Origin of the sequence: Bifidobacterium sp. W8103 (assembly GCF_016100775.1) — a bacterium.
Taxonomy (GTDB): domain Bacteria; phylum Actinomycetota; class Actinomycetes; order Actinomycetales; family Bifidobacteriaceae; genus Bombiscardovia; species Bombiscardovia choladohabitans.
Genome location: NZ_JACFRV010000001.1, coordinates 406,699 through 430,281 on the forward strand (window position 1 = coordinate 406,699; position 23,583 = coordinate 430,281).

A 23,583-nucleotide genomic window follows, 5' to 3' on the forward strand; every position below is an offset into this window, starting at 1 on the left:
ACGTACCATCCTGCATGCAGGCAACAGATTCATTATGGCCCCGACCCTGACCCGTCGCCACCCGGGCCAGGGTCGGGCGGAATACTCAGCGCAGACGCTCGTTGTATTCGCGGACCTTGAGGATGCGCCTGGAGGACTCCGTGTTCTGGATGATCATCCCGCGCAGGGCCTTGGGGGCCTCGGCGTGCTCGGCCAGCCAGGCATCGCCCGCCTTGACCAGGGCGGCCGGGTCGGCCTTGGTCGGGTAGAGCCCGCCTGCAGACAGGGGGTTGAGCAGGGTCTCCGCAATGTGGAAGGTCTTATGGGTCCAGACCTCGTCCACGGCCGCGAAGAAGCGATCCACATAGGGCGCGAAGAGCTCCTGGTCACCCGAGCCGGAGAAGCCGTCGGCCAGGGCCTCGATCTGCGAGTTGGTCAGATCCTCGTTGTGCAGGGCCTGATCCCAGGCCCAGGCCTTGGCTTCGGCCGTCGGACGTGCAGCCCGGGCTCCCATGGCGAACTCGCGGTTCTCCGTGGTGTCTTTCGCGGCCAGCTCCCGGTCGATCTCCCCGTCAGCCAGCAGGTCGTGGGCGGACAGGGCGTGGATGATCAGCCAGCGGGTGTTGTTGTCGATGGTCAGCCCCTCCAGCTTCAGGTCGCCGCTCAGCAGACCACGGGCGTGATCCTCGAAGTCGGCGTCGTCCCCGTAGCCCAGGTAGGCGCGGACCAGCTGGAACTGCTCGTCCGAACCGGGCTGGGCCTTCATGGCCAGATCCCAGAGCGTGCCGGCCACCAGCTGCAGCATGGGCTGGCGGCGACGGGAGGCGGTGAAGTGGTGGGCTGCCGTGGAGATCTGAGACAGGGCGTAGCGGAAGGTGGTGGACTGATGCTCGGTGGCCAGGTCTTTCAGACTCAGGCTGATGAAGCGCTCGGCAGGGAACTGCGCATCCCGTGTCATGTCCCAAAGGCTGAGCCAGACCACGGCCCGGGCCAGACGGTCCTCGATACGGTACAGGTTCTGCGTGGCATACTCCAGTGAATCCTGGTCCAGACGCAGCTTGGCGTAGGTCAGGTCGTCGTCGTTGATCAGGATCAGGGCCGGACGCTTCTTGCCGACGACCTGGGGCACTTTGGCTCCCTGGCCGTCCAGATCCAGCTCGAACCGGTCCGTGCGCACCACCTTGCCGGACTCGTCCTCGTCGTAGAAGCCCACAGCCAGGCGGTGCGGGCGCAGGACCGGATGCTCCTCGGGGGCGGTCTGGTCGATCCGCATGGCGGTGATGGTCCCCTGCTCGTCGGTCTGCACCTGGCTGGTCAGCGTGGTGATGCCGGCCTCCTCAAGCCAGAGCCGGGACCAGTTGCCCAGGTCGCGGCCGCTAGTCTTCTCAAGCTCGGTCAGCAGATCCTTCAGGGTGGCGTTGCCATGGGCATGGGCCGTCAGATAGTTGTGGATGCCCTGGAAGAAGCGCTCACGGCCCACGTAGGCGACCAACTGCTTCAAGACGGAGCCGCCCTTGGCGTAGGTGATGCCATCGAAGTTGACCTCGGTATCGTGCAGGTCACGGATGGGGGCCACCACCGGGTGGGTGGTAGGCAGCTGGTCCTCGGTCAGGGCCCAGCTCTTCTCGCCGGAGCAGAAGGTGGCCCAGTCGTCGGTCCACTCGGTGGCCTCGGCGGTGGCTAGGGTCGACATGAACTCGGCGAAGGATTCGTTCAGCCACAGGTCGTTCCACCACTTCATGGTCACCAGGTCGCCGAACCACATGTGGGCCAACTCATGCAGGACGGTCTCCACACGGCGGTTGATCTGGGCCCCGGTGGCCTTGGACTCGAAGACGTAGGAGTCGCGGAAGGTGACCAGGCCGATGTTCTCCATGGCACCAGCATTGTATTCGGGCACGAAGATCTGGTCGTACTTGGCCCAGGGGAAGGGCAGGTCCCAGGTCTTGGCATAGAAGGCGAAGCCCTTCTTGGTGACGTCGAAGAGGTATTCGGCGTCCCCGTCCAGGGAGTCCTTCAGCGCCTGGCGGCAGTACAGACCCATGGGGATGGTCCGTCCGTCCTCGTTCTGATACTCGCTGGTCCATTGGGCGTAGGGGCCGGCGGCGAAGGCGGTCAGGTAGGAGCTCATGACAGGGGTGGTCTGGAAGATCCAGCGGGTCACGCCCTCGGTGCGGCCGCCCTCCAGGGTTCCCTCGGCGGTACGGCTGTCCAGGTCATGATGGGAGGCGGGAGGCATGTTGGACAGGACCGTCCAGGATGCCGGGGCATCCACGGTGAAGTCGAAGACCGCCTTGATATCGGGCTGGTCGAAGACGGCATAGACCCGGCGGGCGTCGGGCACCTCGAATTGGGAGTAGAGGTAGACGTTGCCGTCCGAGGGGTCCACACTGCGATGCAGTCCCTCGCCTGTGCGCGAATAGCGGCAGAGGGCCTCCACCCGCAGCTGGTTGTGCTGGCGCAGGTCGTTGAGCTCAATCCGGTCCTCCCGGAAGGCCAGGGCCGGGTCCAGGCGCTGGCCGTTGAGCTCGATCAGGCTGACCTGGTCGGCGATCAGATCCACAAAGGTGGACTCCCCCGGCCGGGCATCAAAGTCGATCAGGGCCGTGGAGGGGAAGGTGGCAGGCCCCTTGGTCAGGTCCAGATGGACCTTGTAGCTGACATTGGATACGACGACGGCTCGCTCTTCGGCTTCCACACGAGTCAGATTGGCTCCGGGCATGAATTTCCTTTCGCGCATGGATGTCGGTGCCCCCACAGGCATCGGCATAGGTCCTGTATGGATATGGCATGTCAAGTCTAATGCGGGCACCAGCCGACGGGCCAGCAGGACGGTTTCCCTCTTTTCTGACGGCGCAGTCCGGACGGGAATAGTCGGGCCTTAAGGCGGTTGTTCATGGTCCATGCCTCACGAGTCTGGCAGAAAGGGAGCGTCATGCAGGTCCGGACCGGGTTCACCACTCAGCAGCTCAACATGCTCTGCCAGTACTCCTACGGGATCGGTCGAGGGGATGTCAAGACCAGGCCTGGCCTGCACCGGTTCGAGGATCCGGCCCTGGGCAGTTACTGGGTACTGCGTTCCCGCTACTGCCCCGAAAACGGCTTCGAGGGGATGATCGCTGCCCAGGACATGGGGAACGGCCCGGACCATGCCCATTTGGTCGTGGTCTATGCAGGCACCAACCTGCGCGACGACCCCCGCCACGACATCCACGCCGCGTTGACCTGTTTCCTGCCGCCGCTGAACGGGGAGCCGGGGCAGACACAGCAGGCAGGCATCCTGGCCGAGCAGGCACTTGACTTGGCCCGGCGCAGGGCGGGAACCGACCGTGGGGTGCTCTTTACCGGACATAGTCTGGGCGGAGGCCTGGCCCTGATCCAGGCGGCGGAGCAGGACCTGCCCGCCCGGGTCTTCTGCGCCGCCGACCCCTGGCGGGTGCTGGATCAAAAGCAGCGTCAGCGGGTGGCCCGTCACTACGGGGACGGAAAATTCCTGGACTATCGTCTGGGCAACGACCGGGTGACCGGGACCGCCAATCGACTGCTGAGCGGACAGCCCGACCGCAGCGCCTGTGTGGTCTGGTGCGGCAAGGGACCCAGCAGGTTCGGACACTGGCTGGGCGACTTCGACTTCGACCAGGGCGGCGAGGTCCTGGTCGAAACTCCCCTTACGGTGACCGCATATCCACGGTAGTATGGAAACCGGGCGGTCTCCAATGAGGGAGCGTCACCCGCCCGCAGGGATGTCATGTTGGGTTATTCAACTTCGTCCGTGCAGGGCATACACGCATATCAGAGAGGATATACGATATGAAAGCATTGATGTACTACGGCAAGGAAGATGTACGTCTGGAGGACGTACCCGAGCCTGAGCTCAAACCGGGGACCATCAAGATCCACCCCGCCTTCACCGGCATCTGCGGTTCCGACCTTCACCTCTACTTTGACGGCGAGCAAAACGGCGGCAACTCCAAAGACACCCCGCACCCTCTTTCCGGGGAGACCCTGCCGGTGGTCTTCGGCCATGAGATCTCCGGAACCATCGAGGCCATCGCCGATGACGTGCATACCGATATGAAGGTGGGCGACTCCGTGGTGGTCGAGGCCGAGATGGCCTGCGGAGAATGCCCCGCCTGCAAGGCCGGCAACTACAATGACTGCCCCAAGCTGGGCTTCATCGGCATCAACGGCTGGGGCGGTGGCATGAGCGAGCACATGGTGGTGGCCGCCGAGCGCGTCTTCCCCGTGGGCGACCTGCCCCTGGATCAGGCAGCCCTGATCGAACCCTTCTCAGTGGCCTACCACGCCGTGCGTCTGATCCATACCGAACCCGGGCAGACCGCCCTTGTCGGCGGAGCAGGACCTGTCGGCCTGCTGCTGGGAACCGTGCTCAAGGCCAAGGGGCTCAAGGTCATCATGTCCGAGCTCTCCCATGCCCGCAAGGACAAGGCCCTGCAGTCCGGTGCCGCTGACCTGGTCATCGACCCCAGCAAGGAGGATCTGCTGGAGCGGGTCAGGACCGAGACCGATGGCCGTGGCGCCGATGTGGCCTTCGACGCGGCCGGCGCGGAACCAGTGGTCCACCAGCTTCTGTCGGCACTCAAGGCACAGGGCAGCCTGGTCGTCGTGGCCATCCACGTCAAGCCCGTCAACTTGAACCTGACCATGGAGATGGGCTTCGGCGAGAAGCTGATGTCAGGATCCATGGGATACGCCAACGATCACGCCGACGCCATCAAGCTCATTCATGACCGGAACATCGACCTGTCCACCTTCATCACCGACCGGATCAAGGTCGAGGACATCGTGGACAAGGGCTTCCGTCCGCTGCGTGAGGACGCGGAAAACCACGTCAAGATCATCGTGAGCATGTAAACGCTCCCTTCTGCTGATAACACTGAAGGCTCCGGCCGTCCATCTGGGCGACCGGAGCCTTCGGTATTCAGTATGCAGGAAGTGGCGATCAGTCCTGCGGCTGCACGTCGGTGGCGATGTCGGCCACCACGGGCACGATCATGGGCCGGCGGTGCAGCTTGCGGGAGATCCAGCCGCCCAGGGTGCGTCGCATCATCTGCTGAAGCTGGTAGGTGCCGGTGGTCCCCTTGGACATGGCATCCTCAAGCTGATCGACTATCTGAGAGTTGATGGACTTGAACTCGCTCTCATCCTCGGCCACGGCGTTCAGATAGAGCTTGGGGCCGGAAACGACCTTGCTGGTCTCGGTGTCGACCACGGCGAAGGCGGAGACGAAGCCCTCGGTGCCCAGAATCCGGCGCTGCTCCAGCTCCTCGTCGGTCAGCTGACCCACCGAGTCGCCGTCCACATAGACGTATCCGCAGGGTACGGATCCGACCACGGCGGCCTGGCCATGGTAGAGGTCCACCACGTCACCGTCCTCGGCCAGCACCACGTTCTGCGGATCCACGCCGGTCTTGACCGCGATCAGACCATTGGCCACCAGGTGCCGGTTCTCGCCGTGGATGGGCATGGCGCACTTGGGCTGCACGATGTTATAGAAATGCAGCAGCTCACCCTCATCGGAGTGGCCGGAGACGTGGATGGCCGCGTTGTCTCGATTGACCACCTTGGCGCCCAGACGCACCAGCTTGTTGATGACCTTGTAGACCTCGTGCTCGTTGCCGGGGATCAGTGAGCTGGCCAGGATGACCGTGTCGAACTCGTTGATGGTGATGTCACGGTGGGTCCCGTCGGCGATGCGGCCCAGAGCCGCCATGGGCTCGCCCTGGGATCCGGTGCACATGTAGACGATCTTCTCGTCCGGGATGCTGTGGGCATCCTTGAGGTCGACCACGGTATCCTCGGGCAGGTGCAGGTAGCCCAGGTCGGAGGCGATGGACATGTTGCGGACCATGGACCGGCCGGCGAAGACCACCTTGCGACCGAACTTGTGGGCGGCGTCGACCACCTGCTGCACCCGGTGGACGTGGCTGGAGAAGGAGGCCACGATGATCTTGCGCTGAGCCTCGGCGAAGGCCTTGTCCAAGGCGGGGGCGATGGAGATCTCGGGCTTGACGAAGCCGGGAACCTCGGCGTTGGTGGAATCGACCATGAGCAGGTCCACACCGGACTCACCCAGCTTGGCGAACTCCCGCAGGTCAGTCAGACGATGGTCCAAAGGCAAGGGGTCGATCTTCATGTCGCCGGTGTCGATGATATGACCCGCCGGGGTGCGCACAGAGACAGCCAGGGCGTCAGGAATGGAGTGGGTGACCGCCACGAACTCCAGGCTGAAGGGGCCCACCTTGAGCTTGTCGCGGCCCTTGACCTCAACCTCGGTGGGCTTGAGATGATGCTCCTCACACTTGGCATCCACGAACCCCAGGGTCAGCTTGGAGCCAATCAGGGGGATATCAGGACGCAGCTTGAGCAGATAGGGCACGCCGCCGATATGATCCTCATGCCCATGGGTCAGCACCAGGGCATCCACCTGATCCAGCTTGTCCTTGATGTAACTGAAGTCGGGCAGAATCAGGTCCACGCCCGGCTGCTCCTCCTCCGGGAAGAGCACACCGCAGTCAATCAGCAGAATGTGGCCGTTGTACTCGATCACATTCATGTTCCGGCCGATCTCCCCCAAGCCACCAAGGGGGACAATACGCATGGAGCCCTTACGGTACTTGGGGGGCGCCACCAGACGCTGCTCGGTCTGAGTGCCCTTGCCGCGGGCAATGGCGCCATTGCGGCGGCTGCGGGATTCGCCCCGGGACCTGCCAGACCCCTGCTTGCCGTTCTTGGAGGAGGACCGACGATTTCTGCTCTTGCCGGTCGTGTTTGATTCTTCTTGTTTTCTTGCCATTCTCACTTGTGTTTCTATCATCTGTGCCCCTGCCTGATACAGGGACGACGCTTGGTTGCTTGTCAGGAACGCATCAGCCCTGCGGCCTTCATGCCTTTCTCGGCTTGGATCAGCTGGTCCTTGCCAGGCCCAAGATTAGGGAGCCTCATCGTCGTGCTGTCCAAGACGCCGGCCACTTTCAAAGCGGCCTTGGCCATGACCGCCTGCTGCCCTTGGCCGTTCAGAGCCTGGACCAGCGGGTCCAGACGCAAGGCCAGATCCCTTGCGCCGTCCAGGTCGCCAGCATCGAAGTCGTCGGCCAGGCGCTTCATGGGTCCGGATGCCACATGGGCGATCACCGAGATGACGCCGACCGCGCCCAGGGCCAGGAAGGGAAGATAGAGCCCGTCATCGCCTGAGTACCAGGTCAGGCCGGTCTCCTGGCGTTTGCGGGGCATGGAGGCCAGGTCGCCAGTGGCATCCTTGACTGCCTCGACATGCGGCAATTCGGCAAGACGACGGTAGGTATCCACAGTCACGTGCAATCCGGTGCGGCCAGGCACATCGTAGAGCACGATGGGACGATCCGCAGACTGGCAGACGGAACTGAAATGCGCTACAACCCCGTCCTGGGAGGGTCTGGAATAGTAAGGCATGACCACCAGGAGCGCATCCGCCCCGGCTTCCTGGATCATCTCGACCATACGTACCGTGTGTGCCGTGTCGTTAGAGCCCGCACCCGAGATGACCGGCACGTCCACCGAATCCTTTACGGCTCGTACCAAATCGACTTTCTCTTCCATGTGGGTGGCCGGAGATTCGCCGGTGGTGCCGTTGACCAGTATGCCGTCGGCCCCATCGGCCACCAGGGTCCGGGCCAGATTGGCGGCAGCCTCGTAATCCACGGATCCGTCATGGTTCATGGGGGTGACCATGGCCGGCACGACCCGCCCGAATGGGGCCTTGTCCAACAGATGGGTTTGGAGCTCAGACATACTTCAACGCTACTTGCAGACGGGGACTCATCACCTTCGCGACACCCTTTCCCCACTGTCAGTCTTAGACAAGCAACGTGTGCCGAACCTCCTCAATCCCTGCCCAATCAACAAGAGGGGAAAGAGACGGTCCCCAGTAGCATAAGCCAGATGGCAGAGCCAGCCCGGTCACCCTTCCGCATCCCACGATGTGCGTTCGATTCGTGCCTATAAGCAGAGAGTAGCATCCCGGGGCAAGCTCATTGTTGATCCTGTGCGGCGGTGCTGCCGCGTGCCAGGGCGGCCACCAGGGTCATCAGGTCGAAGATCAGCGCCCAGGCCGCCAGCCACTCGAAGGAGGCGTCACGGTCGTCGCCCGCGCAATAGTCGATCGCCCACAGGTCCTGCAGAAACCACAGGGCTCCCGTCGCGCCCACCGCCACGCACCAGGGCAGGCACGACAGGGGGGAACCCCCGAACAGCAGGCACAGCATCCACGACGGCACCACGCACGACACGGCCGCAGCCGCCCACGCCGCCACACGGCCACGCACCCGATCCGACACGAACCGCAGCCAGGTCACCCCGGCCACCACCAGCACGGCCACCGACACGAACACCCAACGCATCACCCCCGGATTCGCGCCGGTCATCGCGCCGAACATCACCCCCCAGCAGGGCATCGTCGGCATCGTCAGCGCCAGGCACCAGAACCCCGGACGCCCCCCACGGCCCTCGAACCGGCCCAAAAACCACCACATCGTAAAAGCCGAGAACATGCCTGCCAGGCCGAACTGTATAAAACGGTCGCGCACCCACTGCTCCTCCTGGTCGTACAGGAATGCCCAGCCCGGCACAAACCCCGCCAGGAAAGCCGCCCCGTACACCGCCAGCTTGCGCACCACGCCGGCACGGGAAAAGGCACGCTCACCCGCGGGCGCATGACGCGCACACCCTGCCACCCGCGACATGACCGAAGACGCACTCTCCAGCCAGGACCTCCCCACAGGAAGCCGCAAGGAACCGGAAACACCACCAGCCATCACACACCACCCTCCCGCTCAAAGCCTCGAATCCGCCATTCGACCCGCCAGAGCGTTGATTCCGTTCTTATATCAGTGTCGTTCATGCAGGTCTCTTCCCATCCCGCATCGCCGGAGTTCGTCCTACTCCTGCGCAAGCACGGACCCCCAAGACCCGGCCAACGACGAGAAGGGCTTCGAATAACCAAGGCCCTCAGACACCAGCGTCTTCCGCTGACACCGCCTTTATCCTGATTATAGACTCGCCGCTTCAAGGTACGACATCGTCTTTGACCACGGAGGGGACGGACGGATCCAGCCCTCCCCGCGCAGCCGACATCATCGGCTGGCATCGTCGTCATCTTTGGATGCTCCCAGGAGGGAGGCGATCAGCACGATCAGGTCGAACACCAGCGCCCAGGCCGCCAGCCACTCGAAGGCCGCGTCACGATGCGTGCTCGCGCACTTCCCGATCGCCCACATGTCCAGCACGAACCACAAGGCGCCCACGACACCCACCACGCAGCACCAGAACAAGGACGCACCAGCCGACCCCGTCACCTTGGCCAGCATCCAGGACGGCACCACGCACAACACCACCATCGCCGCCCACGACAAGAACCCGTTGCGCACCAGCCGCATCACCACCGGAAACAGCGACACCCCAACAGCCACCAGCACAGCCACCGACACCAGGACCCACCGGAACACGCCACCCGAATTGCGACCGACAGACCCGAATACGACACCGAACCCCGGAGCGCACGGAAGCGACAACACCACAAACCAAGGCCCAGGACACCCCTTCCCATCCTCATACCGCCCCAACAGGACAACCACAGCAAAAATAGAGAACAGTACGGGAAACGTAGCTTGGCCTATCCGCATGCGCACCCAATCCTGGTCCTGGTCAAACAGGAGGAACCAGCCGCAGGCGAACCCGGCCACATAGGTCAACGCGTACAGCACCGTCTTCCACAGGACCCCGCCCAGGGAGAACTCACGGGCACCGGGCCGCGCATGCGGGACACACCCGACCACACGCGACATGATCGACGACAGGACAAACGCATCAACCCGATCCCCAGCGCAATCCGACACCCCGCCGACACCAACACGCCCACCACTCGACTCAGACATCACCACCACTCGTCTTTCACTCTTTCCGCTACTGCAGGGGGTCACTGTCCGTTTGGGTCCACTGGGTACTGTGCTGTGCCGGGCTGACTCGCACTGAGGCTTCCGTTATCGACAACTGGATGACGGCGACGTGAGGGGACGCACATGATGACCAGCCGGACGACCACGGCCAGAAGGAGGATGATGATCCCCAGGGGCGAAGGAGCGGACGGATCCAGCCCTTCCAAGGTATCCGACACCATCGAACCGACAACCAGACCAAAGCCCACCACAATCAACACGTAGAGGACGAGCGCCAGCCACCCCGACAGGGCCAGGTCATGCAGACGCCGCACCGTCAGGGCATACATAGGCACCAGCATCGCCAAGGAGAACAGCGCCGGTATGACGACCAAGGGACCAGAAGAGAACACGCGGGTCACGCAGGTGTCCATGAACGAGACGAACAGGGAGAAAACCCACATCTCCTTGCGGCAGGAACGCCCCTTCCCCCTAGCATACAGGTAGAAGGGCCGTTGCAGGCACTCCTGCAAGGTCGCATCGTACATGGGCTCGTACCCCTTCATCACATCCACGCGACGCGGCCTCTTCGAGAACAAGGCACTGGCCATAATCCTCACCTTTCCTTTCTTCATAAACCCGTCCCGACGCTCCGCCGGGACGGGACAACCGATATCGACATCGACGCAGGCACACCCATGGCGCAGCCCGCCGCCCGGCGTCACCGGCCGGTATCATCGTCATCTTTGTAGACTCCCATATAAGAATTGGAGCTTCCAATAATGGAGGCGATCGTCAGGGTCAGATCGAACGCCAGCGCCCAGGCCGCCAGCCACTCGAAGGCCGCATCACGATGCATGCTCGCGCACTTCTCGATCCCCAACATGTCCAGCACGAACCACAGGGCGCCGACGACGCCCACCAAGCAGCACCAGAACAAGGACGCACCAGCCGACCCCGTCGGCTTGACCAGCATCCAGGACGGCACCACACACAACACCACCATCACCGCCCACGACGCAAACCTGTTGCGCACCAGCCGCATCACCACCGGAAACACCGACACCCCAACAACCACCAGCACAGCCACCGACACCAGAACCCACCGGAACACGCCACCCGGGGTAGCACTGGCAGCCCCGAATATGACACCGATCAACGGAACGAACAAGAAAGACAACACCACAAACCAAGGCCCCGGACGCTCCTTTCCATACTCATACCGCCCCAACAGGTTCCGAACAGCAAATCCGGCTAAGAAAGCAAGCAAAAGAAGGCAAACTATCCAGGTACGCACCCAATCCTGGTCCTGGTCAAACAGGTAGTACCAGCCTTAGGCGAACCCGGCCACATAGGCCAACCCGTACAGCACCGTCTTCCACAGGACCCCTCCCAGGGAGAACTCAACGGCGCCAAGCCGCGCATGCGGAACTCTCTCGAGCATGCTCGACAAGAACCACGACAGGGCAAACTTATCAACCTTATCAATCCAATCGATAACGTCATCCGACACCTCACCGGCATCAGCACCCCCGCCGCTCGGCTCTGACATCACCACCACTCACCCTTCGCCCTGCACCTTCGCTAGCACGGGACCCAAAGACCCGGCTATAGGCGAGAAAGGCTTCAAATAACCACGGCCCTCAGACACCGACGTCTTCCGCCCGACACCGCCTTTATTTTGATTATAGTCCCGACACTTCAAGGCATTTACAGCGTCTTTGGCCACGGAACGGATTCCGCGGGTAACGGTCCCGTACAGAGGATTTTCCCAGATCGAAAGAAACGAATTTCAACACCTCGTTGTCGAACTTCGCATATGTATACAGACCGGCAGCTTTTGCAGATGACCACACTCAGCGCCCGAATCCCTCCATCCACAGCAGGGGCATGCCCATACGCTTGGGTGAAGCCGCCGTCAAGGATTTGGCTCCCTCCGCCCACTTCGAAACCGGCAGGACGCCGTTCGGTTTACCCAGCATCATCGAAAAGCGGCAAACCAAATAAACACCTTGAAACACCTTGTTGCGTCGGGTCACCCAAAAGCCCTTGCAGATGGGATGCTCTTGCGGACATCAGAACAGGTAGTGGTCCAGGCCCACGGTCAGTCCGGGAATGCTTCCAGCACGGCGGACTGCCAGGAGAACTCCAGGCATGAAGGAGACACGCTCGAAGCTGTCTGCACGGATGGTCAGCTGCTCGCCGGGATTGCCCATGAGGATCTCCTCGTGCGCGTTGAGTCCCCGCAGCCGGACGGCATGGACGTGGACACCGTCAACCACCCGGCCCCTGGAGGGATCAGGTTGTTGGGTCGCGTCGGGCATGGGACCCATGCCAGCCTGGCGACGGGCTTCGGCGATGGCGGAAGCGGTTCCCAGAGCAGTGCCGGAGGGGGCGTCGACCTTGTCGGGATGGTGCAGCTCAACCACCTCGGCCGACTCGAAGTAGCGGGCTGCCATGGCTGCGAACCGGTCAGCCAGCACCGCTGAGATGGCAAAGTTGGGAGCGATGAAGACGCTGAGTCCGGGATGCTCGTCCAAGGCCTGCCTGACCTGGTCCAGGCGCTCCTTGGTCCACCCGGTGGTACCGATTACGGAGTGGACCCCTTGCCCTATCAGGGTCAGGGTGTTGCCCAGGACGGCATCAGGGCTGGTGAAGTCGACCGCCACATCCGTATTGCTCGGATTGATGGCAGCCGGATCGTCATCCGGACCCAGCAGCAGGGCCGTCTGCATATCCTGCGCGCCCTTCAGAGCACGCACCACCTCGGTTCCCATGCGTCCGCCTGCGCCCAGCACCGATACGCGGATCATCGGCTGCCTCCTTCTTGCCTAATTCATTTCACTGTGCATTTTCGGTCTTTTCCACGACCATACCCCTCCTGCGGCTCCTGGCCCAGCCCAGCAGAGCCAGAGGAACAGCGCAGCAGGTGACCACAGCCGGAATGCTCATGCCACCGTGGGGCCCGAACTGATCCAGGGCGACACCGGCCAGGGTGGATCCCAGTGAGGTGCCGATGGATCCGCCGGTGGAGAGCCAGGAGAGCCCCTCGGTCAGGGCCCGGGCATCCACGTTCTCGCGCACGATCAGGTTGCCGGTGGCGAAGATGGGCGAGACGCACAGGCCGGTCAGCACCTCGGCCAGCCCCAGCAGGACCAGGTTGTCCATGACCAGGCGGAAGACCACGTAGCCCAGTGTCAGCAGCACAAGGAATGTCGCCAGATAGCGCCAGCGGGATCCTTTGAGCCTGACCGAGCCGAAGATCAGAGCCCCGCAGAGGGAGCCCAGGGCGAACAGGGCCAGCTGCAGGCCTACAGCACCCTCGCGGCCCATGGACTTGGTCAGGGCGGTCACCGAGACGTCCACCGCCGAAAAGCTCATGTTGAAGACGACGAAAATCACGACCAACAGGAGGATGCCCGGGTAGACCAGAGCCGAGCGGGAGCCCTGGTGGCCGTCAGTATCACTCGGCAGGACGTCCCCGTGGGCATCCACCGGGGAATGATCCGCCGCAGACTGGCTGACGGCCTCCATGCGAACGACGGCCGGAGGCTCGGTCGAACGCATGGCGAAGAAGGTCAGTCCGCCGATCAGCAGGGCCAGGGCAGGCAGGTAGAGCTGGGAGACCGGGCTGACCGAGGTGGCCAGGTAGGCGGAGAGGATGGGCCCCAGGATGAAAACGCACTCGTCCAGCCCCGACTCCAGGGCATAGGCGGTGTTGAGCAGGTTGGTCTTGTCGTCGCGCAGCACCCAGGCCCAGCGGGTGCGCACCAGGGCTCCGAAGGCGAACTGGGTCAGGCCCATCAGAGCCGCCAGTACAAAGAGCACACCCAGGGGAACCCGGCGCATGGCGCCCACGGCGAATCCCAGGATGGCCAGAGCCTGCACGATCAGGGCGGTCACCCCGACCCGACGCTGGCCGAACCGGTCGAACAGGCGGGCGTAGAAGGGGGTGACCAGGGCCGCGCAGAGCGTGTAGACGGCACTCATCAGACCGGCCGAGGTCCAGTTGTCATAGATGTGGTTCAAGGCCAGTACGATGCCCAGACCCATCATGCCCAGGGGCAGGCGGGCCAGAACGGCCGACAGGCAGAAGCCGGCGGCGCCCGGATAGGTGAACAGGCGCAGGAAGGGGGATTTAGCGGACGCCATGATCACCGTCCTTGCCCAGCTGGTCGCTCACACGGCCGCCGTAGATGAAGATGTCGTCGATTCCCTCGAAGAACTGCGGGTCGCCGGAAGGGTCGCGCCCGGCGAAGGCTGCATGGTCCCGCCCCTTGAGCTCGGCCAGCCGCTCCATGCCCTTGTGATCGTAGAAGCCCACATCGCAAGAGGAGTCCGTATGCAGGTAGAAGCGCTCGATGCCCGCCTGGTCCAGATGCTCCAAGGTGTCACGCCACAGTGCACCGCCCACGCCGCGGCCCCGGGCACGGCTGGAGACCAGGAAGAGCCTCAGCTCAGCCTGGGGCGGGACGGCCAGACCGCACTTCTCCTCGAGCTTGACCTCGGTCAGCTGCCACTGGCGGGCCCGGTCCAGGGTCTGAGCGCCCAGCGTCGTGGCGGACAGCTGCTGGTCCACCTGCTCCAGCTCCGCTTGGGCCTGGGGGAAGCAGGGTTCGCCGCGCCCCTCGGCCAGCAGGGTCACCCCCAGGAAGTCCTGCCTATCGACGGCTATCCGTGCCCTGGTGGCACCCACCAGATAGTGCAGGATGAAATGTGCGGCGCTCAGCCGGGACACGGTCCCCTCGGGATCCTCCTGCACCTTCCAGGTGGCGTCGAAGGTCCCCACCAGGTCGGGCATATCCGCCCAGACCATGGGTCTTATTGCCACGCTCCCCTTCCGCCGGGAGGCCTGGTCGTGATTACTGGACGTAGTCATCTGTCTCATTGCTCCATTCGGGCGTGCCCGGCCCCACGACGGCCCTTGGCCGTCCGCCGATCGCCTGCTGTTCATGATTGCTGATGCGCGGCACCCATCGCCCTTGTCTGGCGGGGTCTGCCGCAGACTCAGTCCTCGTCCGACTGCTCGGGTATGCCCTCGGCCAGGGTTGCGAGAATTTCTTCTTCGGTCCTGGCACGGGCCCTGATGAGTCGATCCTGGGGCCGGTCTTCGCTTACATAATAAAGGCAGGCGTCGATGGTCGACAGGCCGATACCCTCCAAGCGTGACAGGAGCAGCCGGTAGAAGTCCAACTGGACCAGACGGCGGTTGGTCGACTCCTCTCCGTGCGGTCGTGCTCCGGTCTTCCAGTCCACGATGGTGTAGCGCAGATCCGGGCGATCAGGGTCCAGTCCGCCGGCAAAGACCGCATCCAGCTTGCCCTTGACGATGGAGCCGGCCAGCACCGCCACGATGGGCCGTTCCACCCAGACGGGGGTGCGCTCTGCCCAGTCGGACTCGGCCAACCGCTGCTCCCAGGTCAGCAGATGGGCCTTAACGGGATCGGCCTTGGAATCCAGGGACTCCCGCTCCTGGTCAAGCCCGGCCAGCATGCGGGCCCGCTCAGCCATGGCCCCAGGACCCAGTGGGCCATCGAGCAGGTTGGGTGCTTCCGCCTGATCAGGCAGGTCCACCAGTCCTTGGGGGGCGGAGATTTCGGGCAGGATGAAGCGCCTGGCCCAGTCGTGGAAGCGGGTGCCTGCCTCGGCCTGCGGGGAGGCCACCTGGGGTATGGGCCTGACCAGCCCCTGCCAGTAGTCCCTCTCCATCTTGGGATCGCCCCCTGCCGAACCGGCCTGGATGGCGGTGACGCTGCTAGCCCCATGCCCCAGAATCCGACGGCCGGTGCGCCGCAGCAGATCCAGGTCCGTAAGCAGCTGGTCGTCGGCGACCCCCAGACGGCCGGTGCTGACCTGCAGGACGCGGACCGCATTGGCGTAAAGCCCGTCATCGCCCTCCTCAGGCATTGCGGGGTTGCCCGGTTTTCCGGCGCGCACCCAGGCGGCCGAGCGATTCAAAGCTGCGCGTGTGCGCGCATTCAGGACCGGGGGCCATAGCGCCTGATCCCGCTGGCCGTCGCGGGCGGCGACCTGGTCCACCTCTTCCAGGGCACGGTTGACAATGGCCTGGCGGTAGGACTGGGCATGCTCACCGACAAAGAGCCCCAAGGGCGGCGTTGGCTGGCCCTCCTGGGCATCCTCTGTCTGCTCCAGCTTGACCGCATCGGGCTCTTCCTGGAAGAGCTCCACCAGCTCGGTCCAGAAGTTGGAGGCCTTATCCGGGTCCGGAGCCGACGTGTTCAGGGCGGCAGCCTCCGCCTGGGAATCCTGGCTGAAGGTCAGCAGCAGGTCATGCCGGGCCCTTGTCGCCGCCACGTAGATCAGCCGTCGCTCGTCGTCCAGCAGCCGACGGCCGTACTGTTCGCGCTGAGAGGGGGCGATGGCATCGGCCCGGACCTGGCGGGCCTGGTCGTCCAGTCCGCTCTCCCGGGACAGGCCCGTGGCCTCCTCCTCCAGGCCCGCCAGGTCCAGTCGACCCAGCAGGTCCTCAGGGTCGGCTCCCAGGGGGGCGTCGTGGGGGAAGCGGGGCAGGATCATGGCATCAGCCCGGACCGGCACCGGCACGGCCTGGGGATCGACCAGCCAGGTACGGGCCGTGCAGTTGTACTGGTAGACCGGGCCGTCCGGGGATTGGACCACCGGCTGGTCCAAGGCGGGCTTGACCGTGAGCCGGTCGCCCTGGCTGCTTGGGAAGGCTCCACGCTTGAGCCCGACCACCGCCACGGCATCCCATTCCAGACCCTTGGCCTGGTGAACGGTCATCAGGGCCACGTCGGCCTGTCGGTCGTCCCCGTCAGTGGGCATTTCGGGGCTCTGGTCCAGGGAGGACAGCCAGGAGACGAACCCGCGCAGGCTGGGCCCCAGGCCCTGGGGCAGCTCGGACAGGTAGACATCCACCTGGTCCAGCAGGGCCTGAATGCCCGCCTTGGCCTGACTGGGCTCCAGAGGACGTTCAGGATTGGCCAGGGAGCGGGCCAGCACCAGGTCCACGTCCAGGTCCAGGGCACGGATGGCGGCGATGACCACCTGACGCAGGGGGGCCGAGGACTCGGCCTGGACCTGGCAGATGACCCGGGCGGCCTCGGCGGCCAGGACCCGTCCCCTGGGGGAAAGCCCGGAGTTCTCCAAGAGGTCTGGCAGATCGTCACGCAGCAGCAGGTCCACCAGGAAGACGTCGTTGGGGACCTGGTCACGGTAACGGTGCAGATCCTCACGACGACGGCGCGGATCGGAATCGGACTCGACCAGGCCGGCACGGACCAGGGCCCGATACTGGCTGTCCTCGTTGACCTTGGCGGCCAGGGAGGCCAGGGCGCTCAGGTCGGCCGCGTCCATGCCGAACCGGGCCGAGGCCAGCAGACGCATCAGGGAATCGCTGTCGGTATGGTCACAGATCAGGGAGAGCAGGGCTCTAAGGTCCATGACCTCGGGCCTGTCGAAGAGGGAGGAGTACCCGACGACCTGGCAGCTCAGCCCTGCGGCCTCCAGGGCCTGACGGTACCTGGGCAGGGCGGCCTTGGAGCGGAAGAGAACAGCCACGTGCGGTGCGTCGCCCTGATTGCCATAGAGCTCGCGGGCCCTGAGGGCGAACCTGACCACGCCATCGATCTCCTGGCCGCCGGTGCTGTAGCCCAGGAGGCCCACGGTACCCGGGTCGGCATCCTCACGGGGACGGAGCCTGGCCACGTCCACCTCGCGCAGTTCCGTCTCCGATCGGCTCTCCTGGCCCCGATGGCGCAGAGGGACGGTCAGCTGGTTGGCGGCCTTGAGCACCCAGCTGGAGTTGCGGAAGGTGCGCGACAGGGTCAGCGGGTCCTGGTCTTGCGATCGCCCAAAGGCTGCCACCCCCGACAAGGGGCCGCTGCCGGAGTCGGGTCGGTCGGCCAGCATGCCGAACTGGGCCTGGAAGGTGCGGAAGGCCCCGGGACTGGCCCCGCGCCAGGCATAGATGGACTGGAAGGGGTCGCCCACGGCGGTCACGGCCGACCTGCCGGGAGCCTGGTCAGCACTCCCCTGATCCTCCTTGAGACGCTGCGGATGGAAGATGGCCGCCAGAAGCAGGGCCTGGGTGGTGGAGGTGTCCTGGTATTCATCCAGAAAGACGTGGCTGTAGCGGCGTCGCAGCTGGGCGCTGATGGAGGGGAAACGCTCGACCAGCTGGAAGGCGGCCAGGGTGAAGTCGCCGAACTCGGCCATGTTGGCCTGACGCTTGGCCCGCTGGTAGTCCTGGACCAGGGTCAGCAGCTTCTCGCGTGTCAGGACGGCCCGTCGCATGGCATCCACCCGGTGGAGGCGAATGCTCTGCCGCTTGTCTTGGAAGTCCTTGATTTTACCCTGATAGTGCTCGTCGGTCTCCTTCTTGCTTCGCTTGGGCGGTGAGGTGCTGACTGTGGGCTCGGTGGCCGGCACGGGCTGGTCGCCGATGAGCCGGTCCGAACGATCCACAAAGGCGCGGTCCCAGGCGCGGATCCGCTCCACAGCCTGGTCGAAATCCGGGCAGTCGCTGCTGATCATGGAGGTGGTCACCGCCCCGGTCAGCCCCAGAACCCGGTTGACGGTCGTCGAGAAGGTGGCGGAGCCCAGGTCGTCGGAGTCGCCATCCTGCGCCGAGGCGCCGGCAGGAAAGATCAGATCCAGATGGTCGGCGACCACCTGGGAGGCCAACTGGTAGGCTCCCGCCGAACTCAGGGGACGGGTGTCCTGATCCATGCCCACCAGCAGGCCGTACTGGCGCACGATGGACTGGAAGAAGGCGTCATAGGTTGACACGGTCGGCTTGAGGAAGTTGCGTTCGGGATCTACGGCCGAGGCGCCTCTGCCCTGATCGCGTCGAATGACCGCCGCACCCACCCTGGACTGGAGCTCGGAGGCGGCCTTACGGGTGAAGGTCAACCCCAGAATCTGCTCGGAGGGCACTCCCCGGCGGATCAGGGCGATGATCCGGCTAGTCATGGTCATGGTCTTGCCCGAGCCGGCACCGGCCACCACCAGAAGATCCTCGTTCACATCCGCATCGACAATGGCGGACTGTTCGGCAGTCTGCTTCATTCCTGATCCTCCAGTAGATTGGGCGCCACCAGTTGCCATGCCTGACATTCCTGACCATTGCCGGCCCGATGGCAGCGGGCAGGGTCGAAGACCGCGTCATCCCGGCCAGCCGTCAGCTTGACCCCGGCAGCGAAGAAGACCCTGGCTATCATGGTCAGGCCCCATACAGCCTGGGAGGAGACCCGGGCGGCCCGGACCATGGCCCACAGGTCCGCATCCACCCCAGGCGGAACCTGATCAGGCAGGTCCGCAGGCTCTGCCTTGGACTTGAGCGGGGAGGGCATGCCGGTTCTGGGCTGAGCGATGGTGACCAGCCTGTCGCGCTCGAACAGTGGCGGCTGGTAAGCCATCTCCTCCCGGCGCAGCCCTGTTTGTGCATCCTTGGGTGGCGTCTGCAGCTGCAGGAGCAGGGACTGGCTCAGCTTCATCCCCTCGGTCCTTTCCAGATCGGGGGTCTGGGGCAGACTCCAGGCCGCCCCCACCTCCGGGCTGCTGCCGGGCGTGGGCGGGAAGGCCAGGCCCAGTTGATAACAGACCAGCTGCAGATCGTTGAAGAGCTGTCCCTGGGTATAGGGGACTCTGCCGGTCTTGTAATCCACCAGCCGCAAACGGATGCCCTCGGGCAGGGACCTGACCTCAAGACGGTCGATACGGCCGGTCAGCCTGACCGTCGTCCTGGCATCCAGGGCTGTGGGGAAGCCGTCGACCAGGCCGGACATCAGTGCGAAGAGCCCATCGGCATCCAAGGGCCTATCGGGGAAGGTGGCCTTCCAAAGAGGGACCAGTTCCTCCACGGACAGGCTGACATCGAAGGAGCGCTCGCTCTGCACCCCCAGCAGGTCGCCGACCGGGACCGGGCTCTTGCCCTCCAGGCCGTATTCGGAATCCGAGGAGCGGACGAAATAAGAGGCCAGGTTGTCCAGTATGGACTCCACCCGGCTGCTGCGGCCGCGCTGGTCATAGAGCTCGTCCGGGTCCCGCAGCCGCTGTTCCTGGGGAGCCAGATCCTGGTAGATGCCCAGGAGTGCATTCCGCACCTGCTGCTGGCGGGCGTCCGGATCGCCCTGGCCTGGACGGTCCAGGCCCTGGGCTGTGCCCTCGCTGGCCACCTTGTGGATCAGGGAGCCGAACTCCGTAGGCACCCTGGATGGGGATGGGCCGGAGAACTGATCGCCCAGGGCCCACTCCAGCGGACAGTTCCAGATGGCATCGACCGCCGAGGGCGAGAGAAGGACCACCTGGCGGTCTGATCGGTGTTCATGGCGCTGCTCATGGCCCCGGTCACGGTCTTGTATTAGATCTGCCTGACCGGCTTGATTGATGGAAGCAGGCGCGGGCCGGGAGGCATGGTCTCTTTCAGTAACCGATGCGACGCCCGCGGCAGCGGCCACAGTCCTTGACCCGGCGGCCTGTTCAACCGAAACCTCTTTATCCGGGACTTGGCCAACTGCGGACTGTTTATCTGGGGCATGCCGATCCGAGGCCGGCCCAACCGTGGACTGCTCGTCTGGGACATGCTGATCCAATGTGGGCTCGGCGGCACCCTCCTCACCATTGTTGTAGAGGAAAGGCCAATGCCGTGGATCGGCCGAATCCTGACCCTGATAGGCCAGCAACCGCAAGGTTTGTACGGCATCGTCCACCCGGTCACGGTCAATCTGGTCATGCGGAAGCAACGCCTGGACAGCCAGGATGGATCGGGCGGCCGCCGTCAGACCCCTGGCAGACACCTCCAGCCCCCCGTAGCGCTCTCTGCCGCCTGAGCCAGCGCCGACCATGCTGAACTCGGCCTGACTCATATCGGCGGTGCGTGGATAGCGTTCGGGCAGGTAGCCGTAGAGGAAGTCCGAAGGAACCAGGTCATCGTTCCAGACCGCACTGATGCGCACCTGGGTTCGGGCCCGGGTCAGTGCCTCCAGAAAGCCCTTCTTCTCGGCGTAGAGGATGGAGCGCAGGGCCGGATCGTGGCTGAGCGTGTCCGCCAGGGGGTCGCCGATGCGATTGTGCAGGACCAGGTCGGCCAGCTCCTCGGCTCCGAACATGGTGTCGCGGGGAATCAGATTGGGCCAGACCCCGTCCTGGACGGCGGGTAGCCAGACCAGGGGCCAGTCGGTGGCCAGGGCGGCAGCGCCGGCGGGTGTGGTCAGGGTGACGGCGTGCTCGATGGGCCCGATCCGCGCCAGGGAGTCGGCCTCGATCTGCATGGTGCGCACCTGGTCCATGAAGGCCTCGACCGTGGGGAAACGACGGGAGCCGGCCGCGTACTGGAAGAGCCGCATGAGCGCGTCCAGACGGTCGTTGGCCTCCTCCCCCTCCTGGGTGGCCATCAGGGCTCTTCGCTGCCAGTCGTCGGCCAGGTTCAGACTTCGCCAGGCCTCCCAGAGCACGTATTGGGGCTGACGGTCCTCCAGGGCGCTGATGCGGGTGGCCGTCAGACGCAGAACCTGCAGGGCCTTGTCCAGGACCTGTACGTCGGGATCCTCCCGGCGACCTCCTGCGATGGCGGTCATGGCCTCCAGGATGATTCCCGAGGATCGGCCATCCGGGTCCAGAACCAGCAGGGTCTCCAGGGCCTGAACAGAAAGAATGGCCGGCCGTTGAGCATCCCGGTCGCCCAGGTCCACCGGCTGGTCGGGGGCCGAGGCAGTGGAGAAGGGACCAGACCCGACCCCTGGCTGGGAAGAATCGTGCTTGGTCAACAGGGAGTCGTCGACGCTGATGCCGGATGAACGGTCCCGCTGAGCCCGCCGCTCGGCCAGGTCCTCCACCCAGGTCTGCCAGGCCTGTCCAAGGAGCGGCAGGTCGTCCAAGGAGCCCGGCGATTCCGCTTTGCTCCCCTGCTGGCCGGACAAGGGGGCCAATGCGGCCATGGTCTCCAGGATGGACTCCAGGCGCTCCATTCTGACGGGACGCTCTGCACGAGCGGCGGTGGCGGGAACCCGGAAGAGGGGGCCGGCCATCAGGGTGCGAAGGCGCGAACGGATCCAGGCGGCCACCTGGGCAGGATCGTGAGGGTCGCTTCCGACGGTAGTGGGATCCAGTACCGACTGGGCTAGCTCGACCAGGGCAAAGAGACCCTGGATGGCAGGCTCCTGGCTGAGCGGACGGGTCACCGAGGAGAAGCGCACCGGCACACCCTGAACGCGCAGCTTGCGGCCCAGGGTGCGCAGGGTCATGTTGTCGTGGGCGACGACGGCCATGTCGTTCCAGTCACGCTTCTCGGCCAGAAACTCGTGCTTGATCTGCCAGACCAGGTCGTCGTCCTCCTGGTCGGGGGTGTGGAAGAGCCTGGTCTGCACGCTGCCGTCGCGGACAAGACTGTCGCCGTCGGTCAGAGGCGCCACCGGTCCGGCGCCGGGCCAGGCGGGCAGCTTGCCGGGTCTGGCAGGCAGGGGGGTATCGTCCTCCTCAACCCCGGCGATGCCCAGGCTGACCCTGGCAGCCACCAGGTCGGCGTAGGAACCCGGAGCCGCCGAATCTGAACCCTGGCGGCCTTCGGTATGTTCTTCGACTGCTTTCGGAACCACCATCCTCCGGGGTTTCAGGGTCAGGGTGGCGGCGCCCAGGCAGGCGAAGTCCTGGGCCAGAAGGGGGGCGGCGTCACCTGGCACAGGCTTGGCCAGGGTCGTCAGACGAGTGGCCAGAAATTCCGGATAGGAGCCACGGAAGGACTGGACCGACTGGTCGGGATTGCCCACCAGAAGAAGTCGGCAACCGGCCCGGTTCAACCCCTGCAGCAGGCCCATCCCGGCCAGGGTGACGTCCTGCCAATCGTCCACGACCAACAGGTCGGGCAGGTCGTCATCAGCCAGTCCATCCAGGCTGCGGGAGGCTTCGACCATGAGCATGGAGGGGTCCAGACGGAATTCATCCGGGTAGCTCTCGGTGATGCTCTGGCGGTATTCGTCATCCAGGGCGAAGGCCAGCCGCCACTGCAGGCCCAGCCGATCGCGGCGGTCGGGGTCCATGGGTTGGACGGCCAGGGCATCCAGAAGCTGATCCCGGTCCCCCCTGTCCAGGCCCAATTCCGTCATGCGGGCGAACATGTCCCGCAACTGGGCGATGAACCTGTCGGCGACCCCTACGACCCGGCCCTGTCCGTCGCCGACCAGGACGGAGGACCAGCCCGCCCCGTTGCGAAAGTAGCGTTCCAGGAGTCGGCAGACCGCGCAGTCGTCCCCGGCCTGGACATGCTCCAGGTGGACGGTCATGACCTGCCTGAGCAGGGCATCCTCCTCGGCGCCGTTGAGCAGCCTGGGCAGAAGCGGATCGCGCCCTCCCTGGGCCAGCCGGGACCGTGTCAGCAGACGGAAGGCCAGGGCCTGCAGGGTGCCCACAGGTCGGGTACGGTCGGACCTGCCCCGCTCAAGAATGACCTGGCGGCTGACCTGGTCGGCTGCGGTCCTACCTGATACGGCCATGCTGGCACCGTCGCCGAACCGTTCCATGCCGGCCAGCAGGGCCCGGGTGGCCAGCCTGGTCTTGCCGCTGCGGGGAGGACCAGCCACCACCAGGGCACGGGTGGGCCGACCCTCCCCATTCCGGAGCCGATCGCCGATAAGGGCGCGGACCGGTTCCATGGCCTCTTGCGGATCCACCGGTGGCTGCTTGCTCATAGCTACAA

At 64.8% G+C, this 23,583-nt stretch carries 15 protein-coding genes; 2 read left to right on the forward strand and 13 right to left on the reverse strand.

Translation table 11 applies throughout. The annotated features are described in order from the left end of the window. Positions 1-85 precede the first annotated feature (85 nt). A complete protein-coding gene (gene pepN / locus H3U90_RS01565) occupies positions 86-2,701 on the reverse strand; it encodes an aminopeptidase N (RefSeq protein WP_198176778.1) in 2,616 nt (871 codons plus the stop codon). Between the two features lie 213 nt (positions 2,702-2,914). Between pepN and H3U90_RS01570 the strand changes: the two genes are divergently transcribed. Then, entirely contained in the window at positions 2,915-3,673 is a 759-nt protein-coding gene (locus H3U90_RS01570) for a hypothetical protein (RefSeq protein ID WP_198176779.1), read from the forward strand. A 116-nt stretch (positions 3,674-3,789) separates the two neighbouring features. Further along, entirely contained in the window at positions 3,790-4,854 is a 1,065-nt protein-coding gene (locus H3U90_RS01575) for a 2,3-butanediol dehydrogenase (protein ID WP_045935109.1), read from the forward strand. An 88-nt stretch (positions 4,855-4,942) separates the two neighbouring features. Here the strand turns inward: H3U90_RS01575 and H3U90_RS01580 are convergent, their stop codons facing one another. The 12 genes from H3U90_RS01580 to H3U90_RS01635 all read right to left on the reverse strand — a co-directional run bounded on the left by H3U90_RS01580 (position 4,943) and on the right by H3U90_RS01635 (position 23,575). Next, complete coding sequence (locus tag H3U90_RS01580) at positions 4,943-6,796, reverse strand: ribonuclease J (protein ID WP_198176780.1); 1,854 nt, start codon at positions 6,794-6,796, stop codon at positions 4,943-4,945. A gap of 62 nt (positions 6,797-6,858) precedes the next feature. Then, the gene (gene dapA / locus H3U90_RS01585; RefSeq protein WP_198176781.1) at positions 6,859-7,770 is read right to left on the reverse strand and encodes a 4-hydroxy-tetrahydrodipicolinate synthase; all 912 of its coding nucleotides are present in this window, start codon (positions 7,768-7,770) and stop codon (positions 6,859-6,861) included. 239 nt (positions 7,771-8,009) lie between these two features. Further along, positions 8,010-8,654, reverse strand: a complete 645-nt coding sequence (locus tag H3U90_RS01590; RefSeq protein WP_198176782.1) for a hypothetical protein — start codon at positions 8,652-8,654, stop codon at positions 8,010-8,012. A 456-nt stretch (positions 8,655-9,110) separates the two neighbouring features. Then, positions 9,111-9,911, reverse strand: coding sequence for a hypothetical protein (locus tag H3U90_RS01595; RefSeq protein ID WP_198176783.1), 801 nt, complete (start codon positions 9,909-9,911; stop codon positions 9,111-9,113). Between the two features lie 41 nt (positions 9,912-9,952). Further along, positions 9,953-10,522 (reverse strand): DUF805 domain-containing protein, encoded by a 570-nt coding sequence (locus H3U90_RS01600; protein ID WP_198176784.1) that lies wholly within the window; start codon positions 10,520-10,522, stop codon positions 9,953-9,955. 110 nt (positions 10,523-10,632) lie between these two features. Next, positions 10,633-11,097, reverse strand: coding sequence for a hypothetical protein (locus tag H3U90_RS01605; protein WP_198176785.1), 465 nt, complete (start codon positions 11,095-11,097; stop codon positions 10,633-10,635). Between the two features lie 147 nt (positions 11,098-11,244). Then, positions 11,245-11,463, reverse strand: coding sequence for a hypothetical protein (locus H3U90_RS01610; protein ID WP_198176786.1), 219 nt, complete (start codon positions 11,461-11,463; stop codon positions 11,245-11,247). 523 nt (positions 11,464-11,986) lie between these two features. Continuing rightward, positions 11,987-12,724, reverse strand: coding sequence for a 4-hydroxy-tetrahydrodipicolinate reductase (gene dapB / locus H3U90_RS01615; protein ID WP_198176787.1), 738 nt, complete (start codon positions 12,722-12,724; stop codon positions 11,987-11,989). A gap of 28 nt (positions 12,725-12,752) precedes the next feature. After that, the gene (locus H3U90_RS01620; RefSeq protein WP_198176788.1) at positions 12,753-14,063 is read right to left on the reverse strand and encodes an MFS transporter; all 1,311 of its coding nucleotides are present in this window, start codon (positions 14,061-14,063) and stop codon (positions 12,753-12,755) included. After that, positions 14,050-14,790 carry a GNAT family N-acetyltransferase gene (locus H3U90_RS01625; RefSeq protein ID WP_232340528.1) on the reverse strand — a complete coding sequence of 247 codons (741 nt, stop codon included), beginning with the start codon at positions 14,788-14,790 and terminating at the stop codon, positions 14,050-14,052. Before H3U90_RS01625 ends, H3U90_RS01620 begins: the two co-directional genes overlap by 14 nt. Before the next feature lie 128 nt (positions 14,791-14,918). Beyond that, positions 14,919-18,959: an ATP-dependent DNA helicase gene (locus H3U90_RS01630; protein ID WP_232340527.1), complete on the reverse strand. Its 4,041-nt coding sequence runs from the start codon at positions 18,957-18,959 to the stop codon at positions 14,919-14,921. After that, positions 18,956-23,575 carry a PD-(D/E)XK nuclease family protein gene (locus tag H3U90_RS01635; protein WP_198176790.1) on the reverse strand — a complete coding sequence of 1,540 codons (4,620 nt, stop codon included), beginning with the start codon at positions 23,573-23,575 and terminating at the stop codon, positions 18,956-18,958. The genes H3U90_RS01630 and H3U90_RS01635 overlap by 4 nt, the downstream gene beginning before the upstream one ends. Positions 23,576-23,583: the final 8 nt, after the last annotated feature.

Excerpts from the sequence above, each read along its gene's own strand:
- pepN (WP_198176778.1), bottom strand. The coding sequence starts at position 2,701 with ATGCCCGGAGCCAATCTGACTCGTGTGGAAGCCGAAGAGCGAGCCGTC.
- H3U90_RS01570 (WP_198176779.1), top strand. The coding sequence starts at position 2,915 with ATGCAGGTCCGGACCGGGTTCACCACTCAGCAGCTCAACATGCTCTGC.
- H3U90_RS01575 (WP_045935109.1), top strand. The coding sequence starts at position 3,790 with ATGAAAGCATTGATGTACTACGGCAAGGAAGATGTACGTCTGGAGGAC.
- H3U90_RS01580 (WP_198176780.1), bottom strand. The coding sequence starts at position 6,796 with ATGGCAAGAAAACAAGAAGAATCAAACACGACCGGCAAGAGCAGAAAT.
- dapA (WP_198176781.1), bottom strand. The coding sequence starts at position 7,770 with ATGTCTGAGCTCCAAACCCATCTGTTGGACAAGGCCCCATTCGGGCGG.
- H3U90_RS01595 (WP_198176783.1), bottom strand. The coding sequence starts at position 9,911 with ATGTCTGAGTCGAGTGGTGGGCGTGTTGGTGTCGGCGGGGTGTCGGAT.
- H3U90_RS01600 (WP_198176784.1), bottom strand. The coding sequence starts at position 10,522 with ATGGCCAGTGCCTTGTTCTCGAAGAGGCCGCGTCGCGTGGATGTGATG.
- H3U90_RS01610 (WP_198176786.1), bottom strand. The coding sequence starts at position 11,463 with ATGTCAGAGCCGAGCGGCGGGGGTGCTGATGCCGGTGAGGTGTCGGAT.
- dapB (WP_198176787.1), bottom strand. The coding sequence starts at position 12,724 with ATGATCCGCGTATCGGTGCTGGGCGCAGGCGGACGCATGGGAACCGAG.
- H3U90_RS01620 (WP_198176788.1), bottom strand. The coding sequence starts at position 14,063 with ATGGCGTCCGCTAAATCCCCCTTCCTGCGCCTGTTCACCTATCCGGGC.
- H3U90_RS01625 (WP_232340528.1), bottom strand. The coding sequence starts at position 14,790 with ATGACTACGTCCAGTAATCACGACCAGGCCTCCCGGCGGAAGGGGAGC.
- H3U90_RS01630 (WP_232340527.1), bottom strand. The coding sequence starts at position 18,959 with ATGAAGCAGACTGCCGAACAGTCCGCCATTGTCGATGCGGATGTGAAC.
- H3U90_RS01635 (WP_198176790.1), bottom strand. The coding sequence starts at position 23,575 with ATGAGCAAGCAGCCACCGGTGGATCCGCAAGAGGCCATGGAACCGGTC.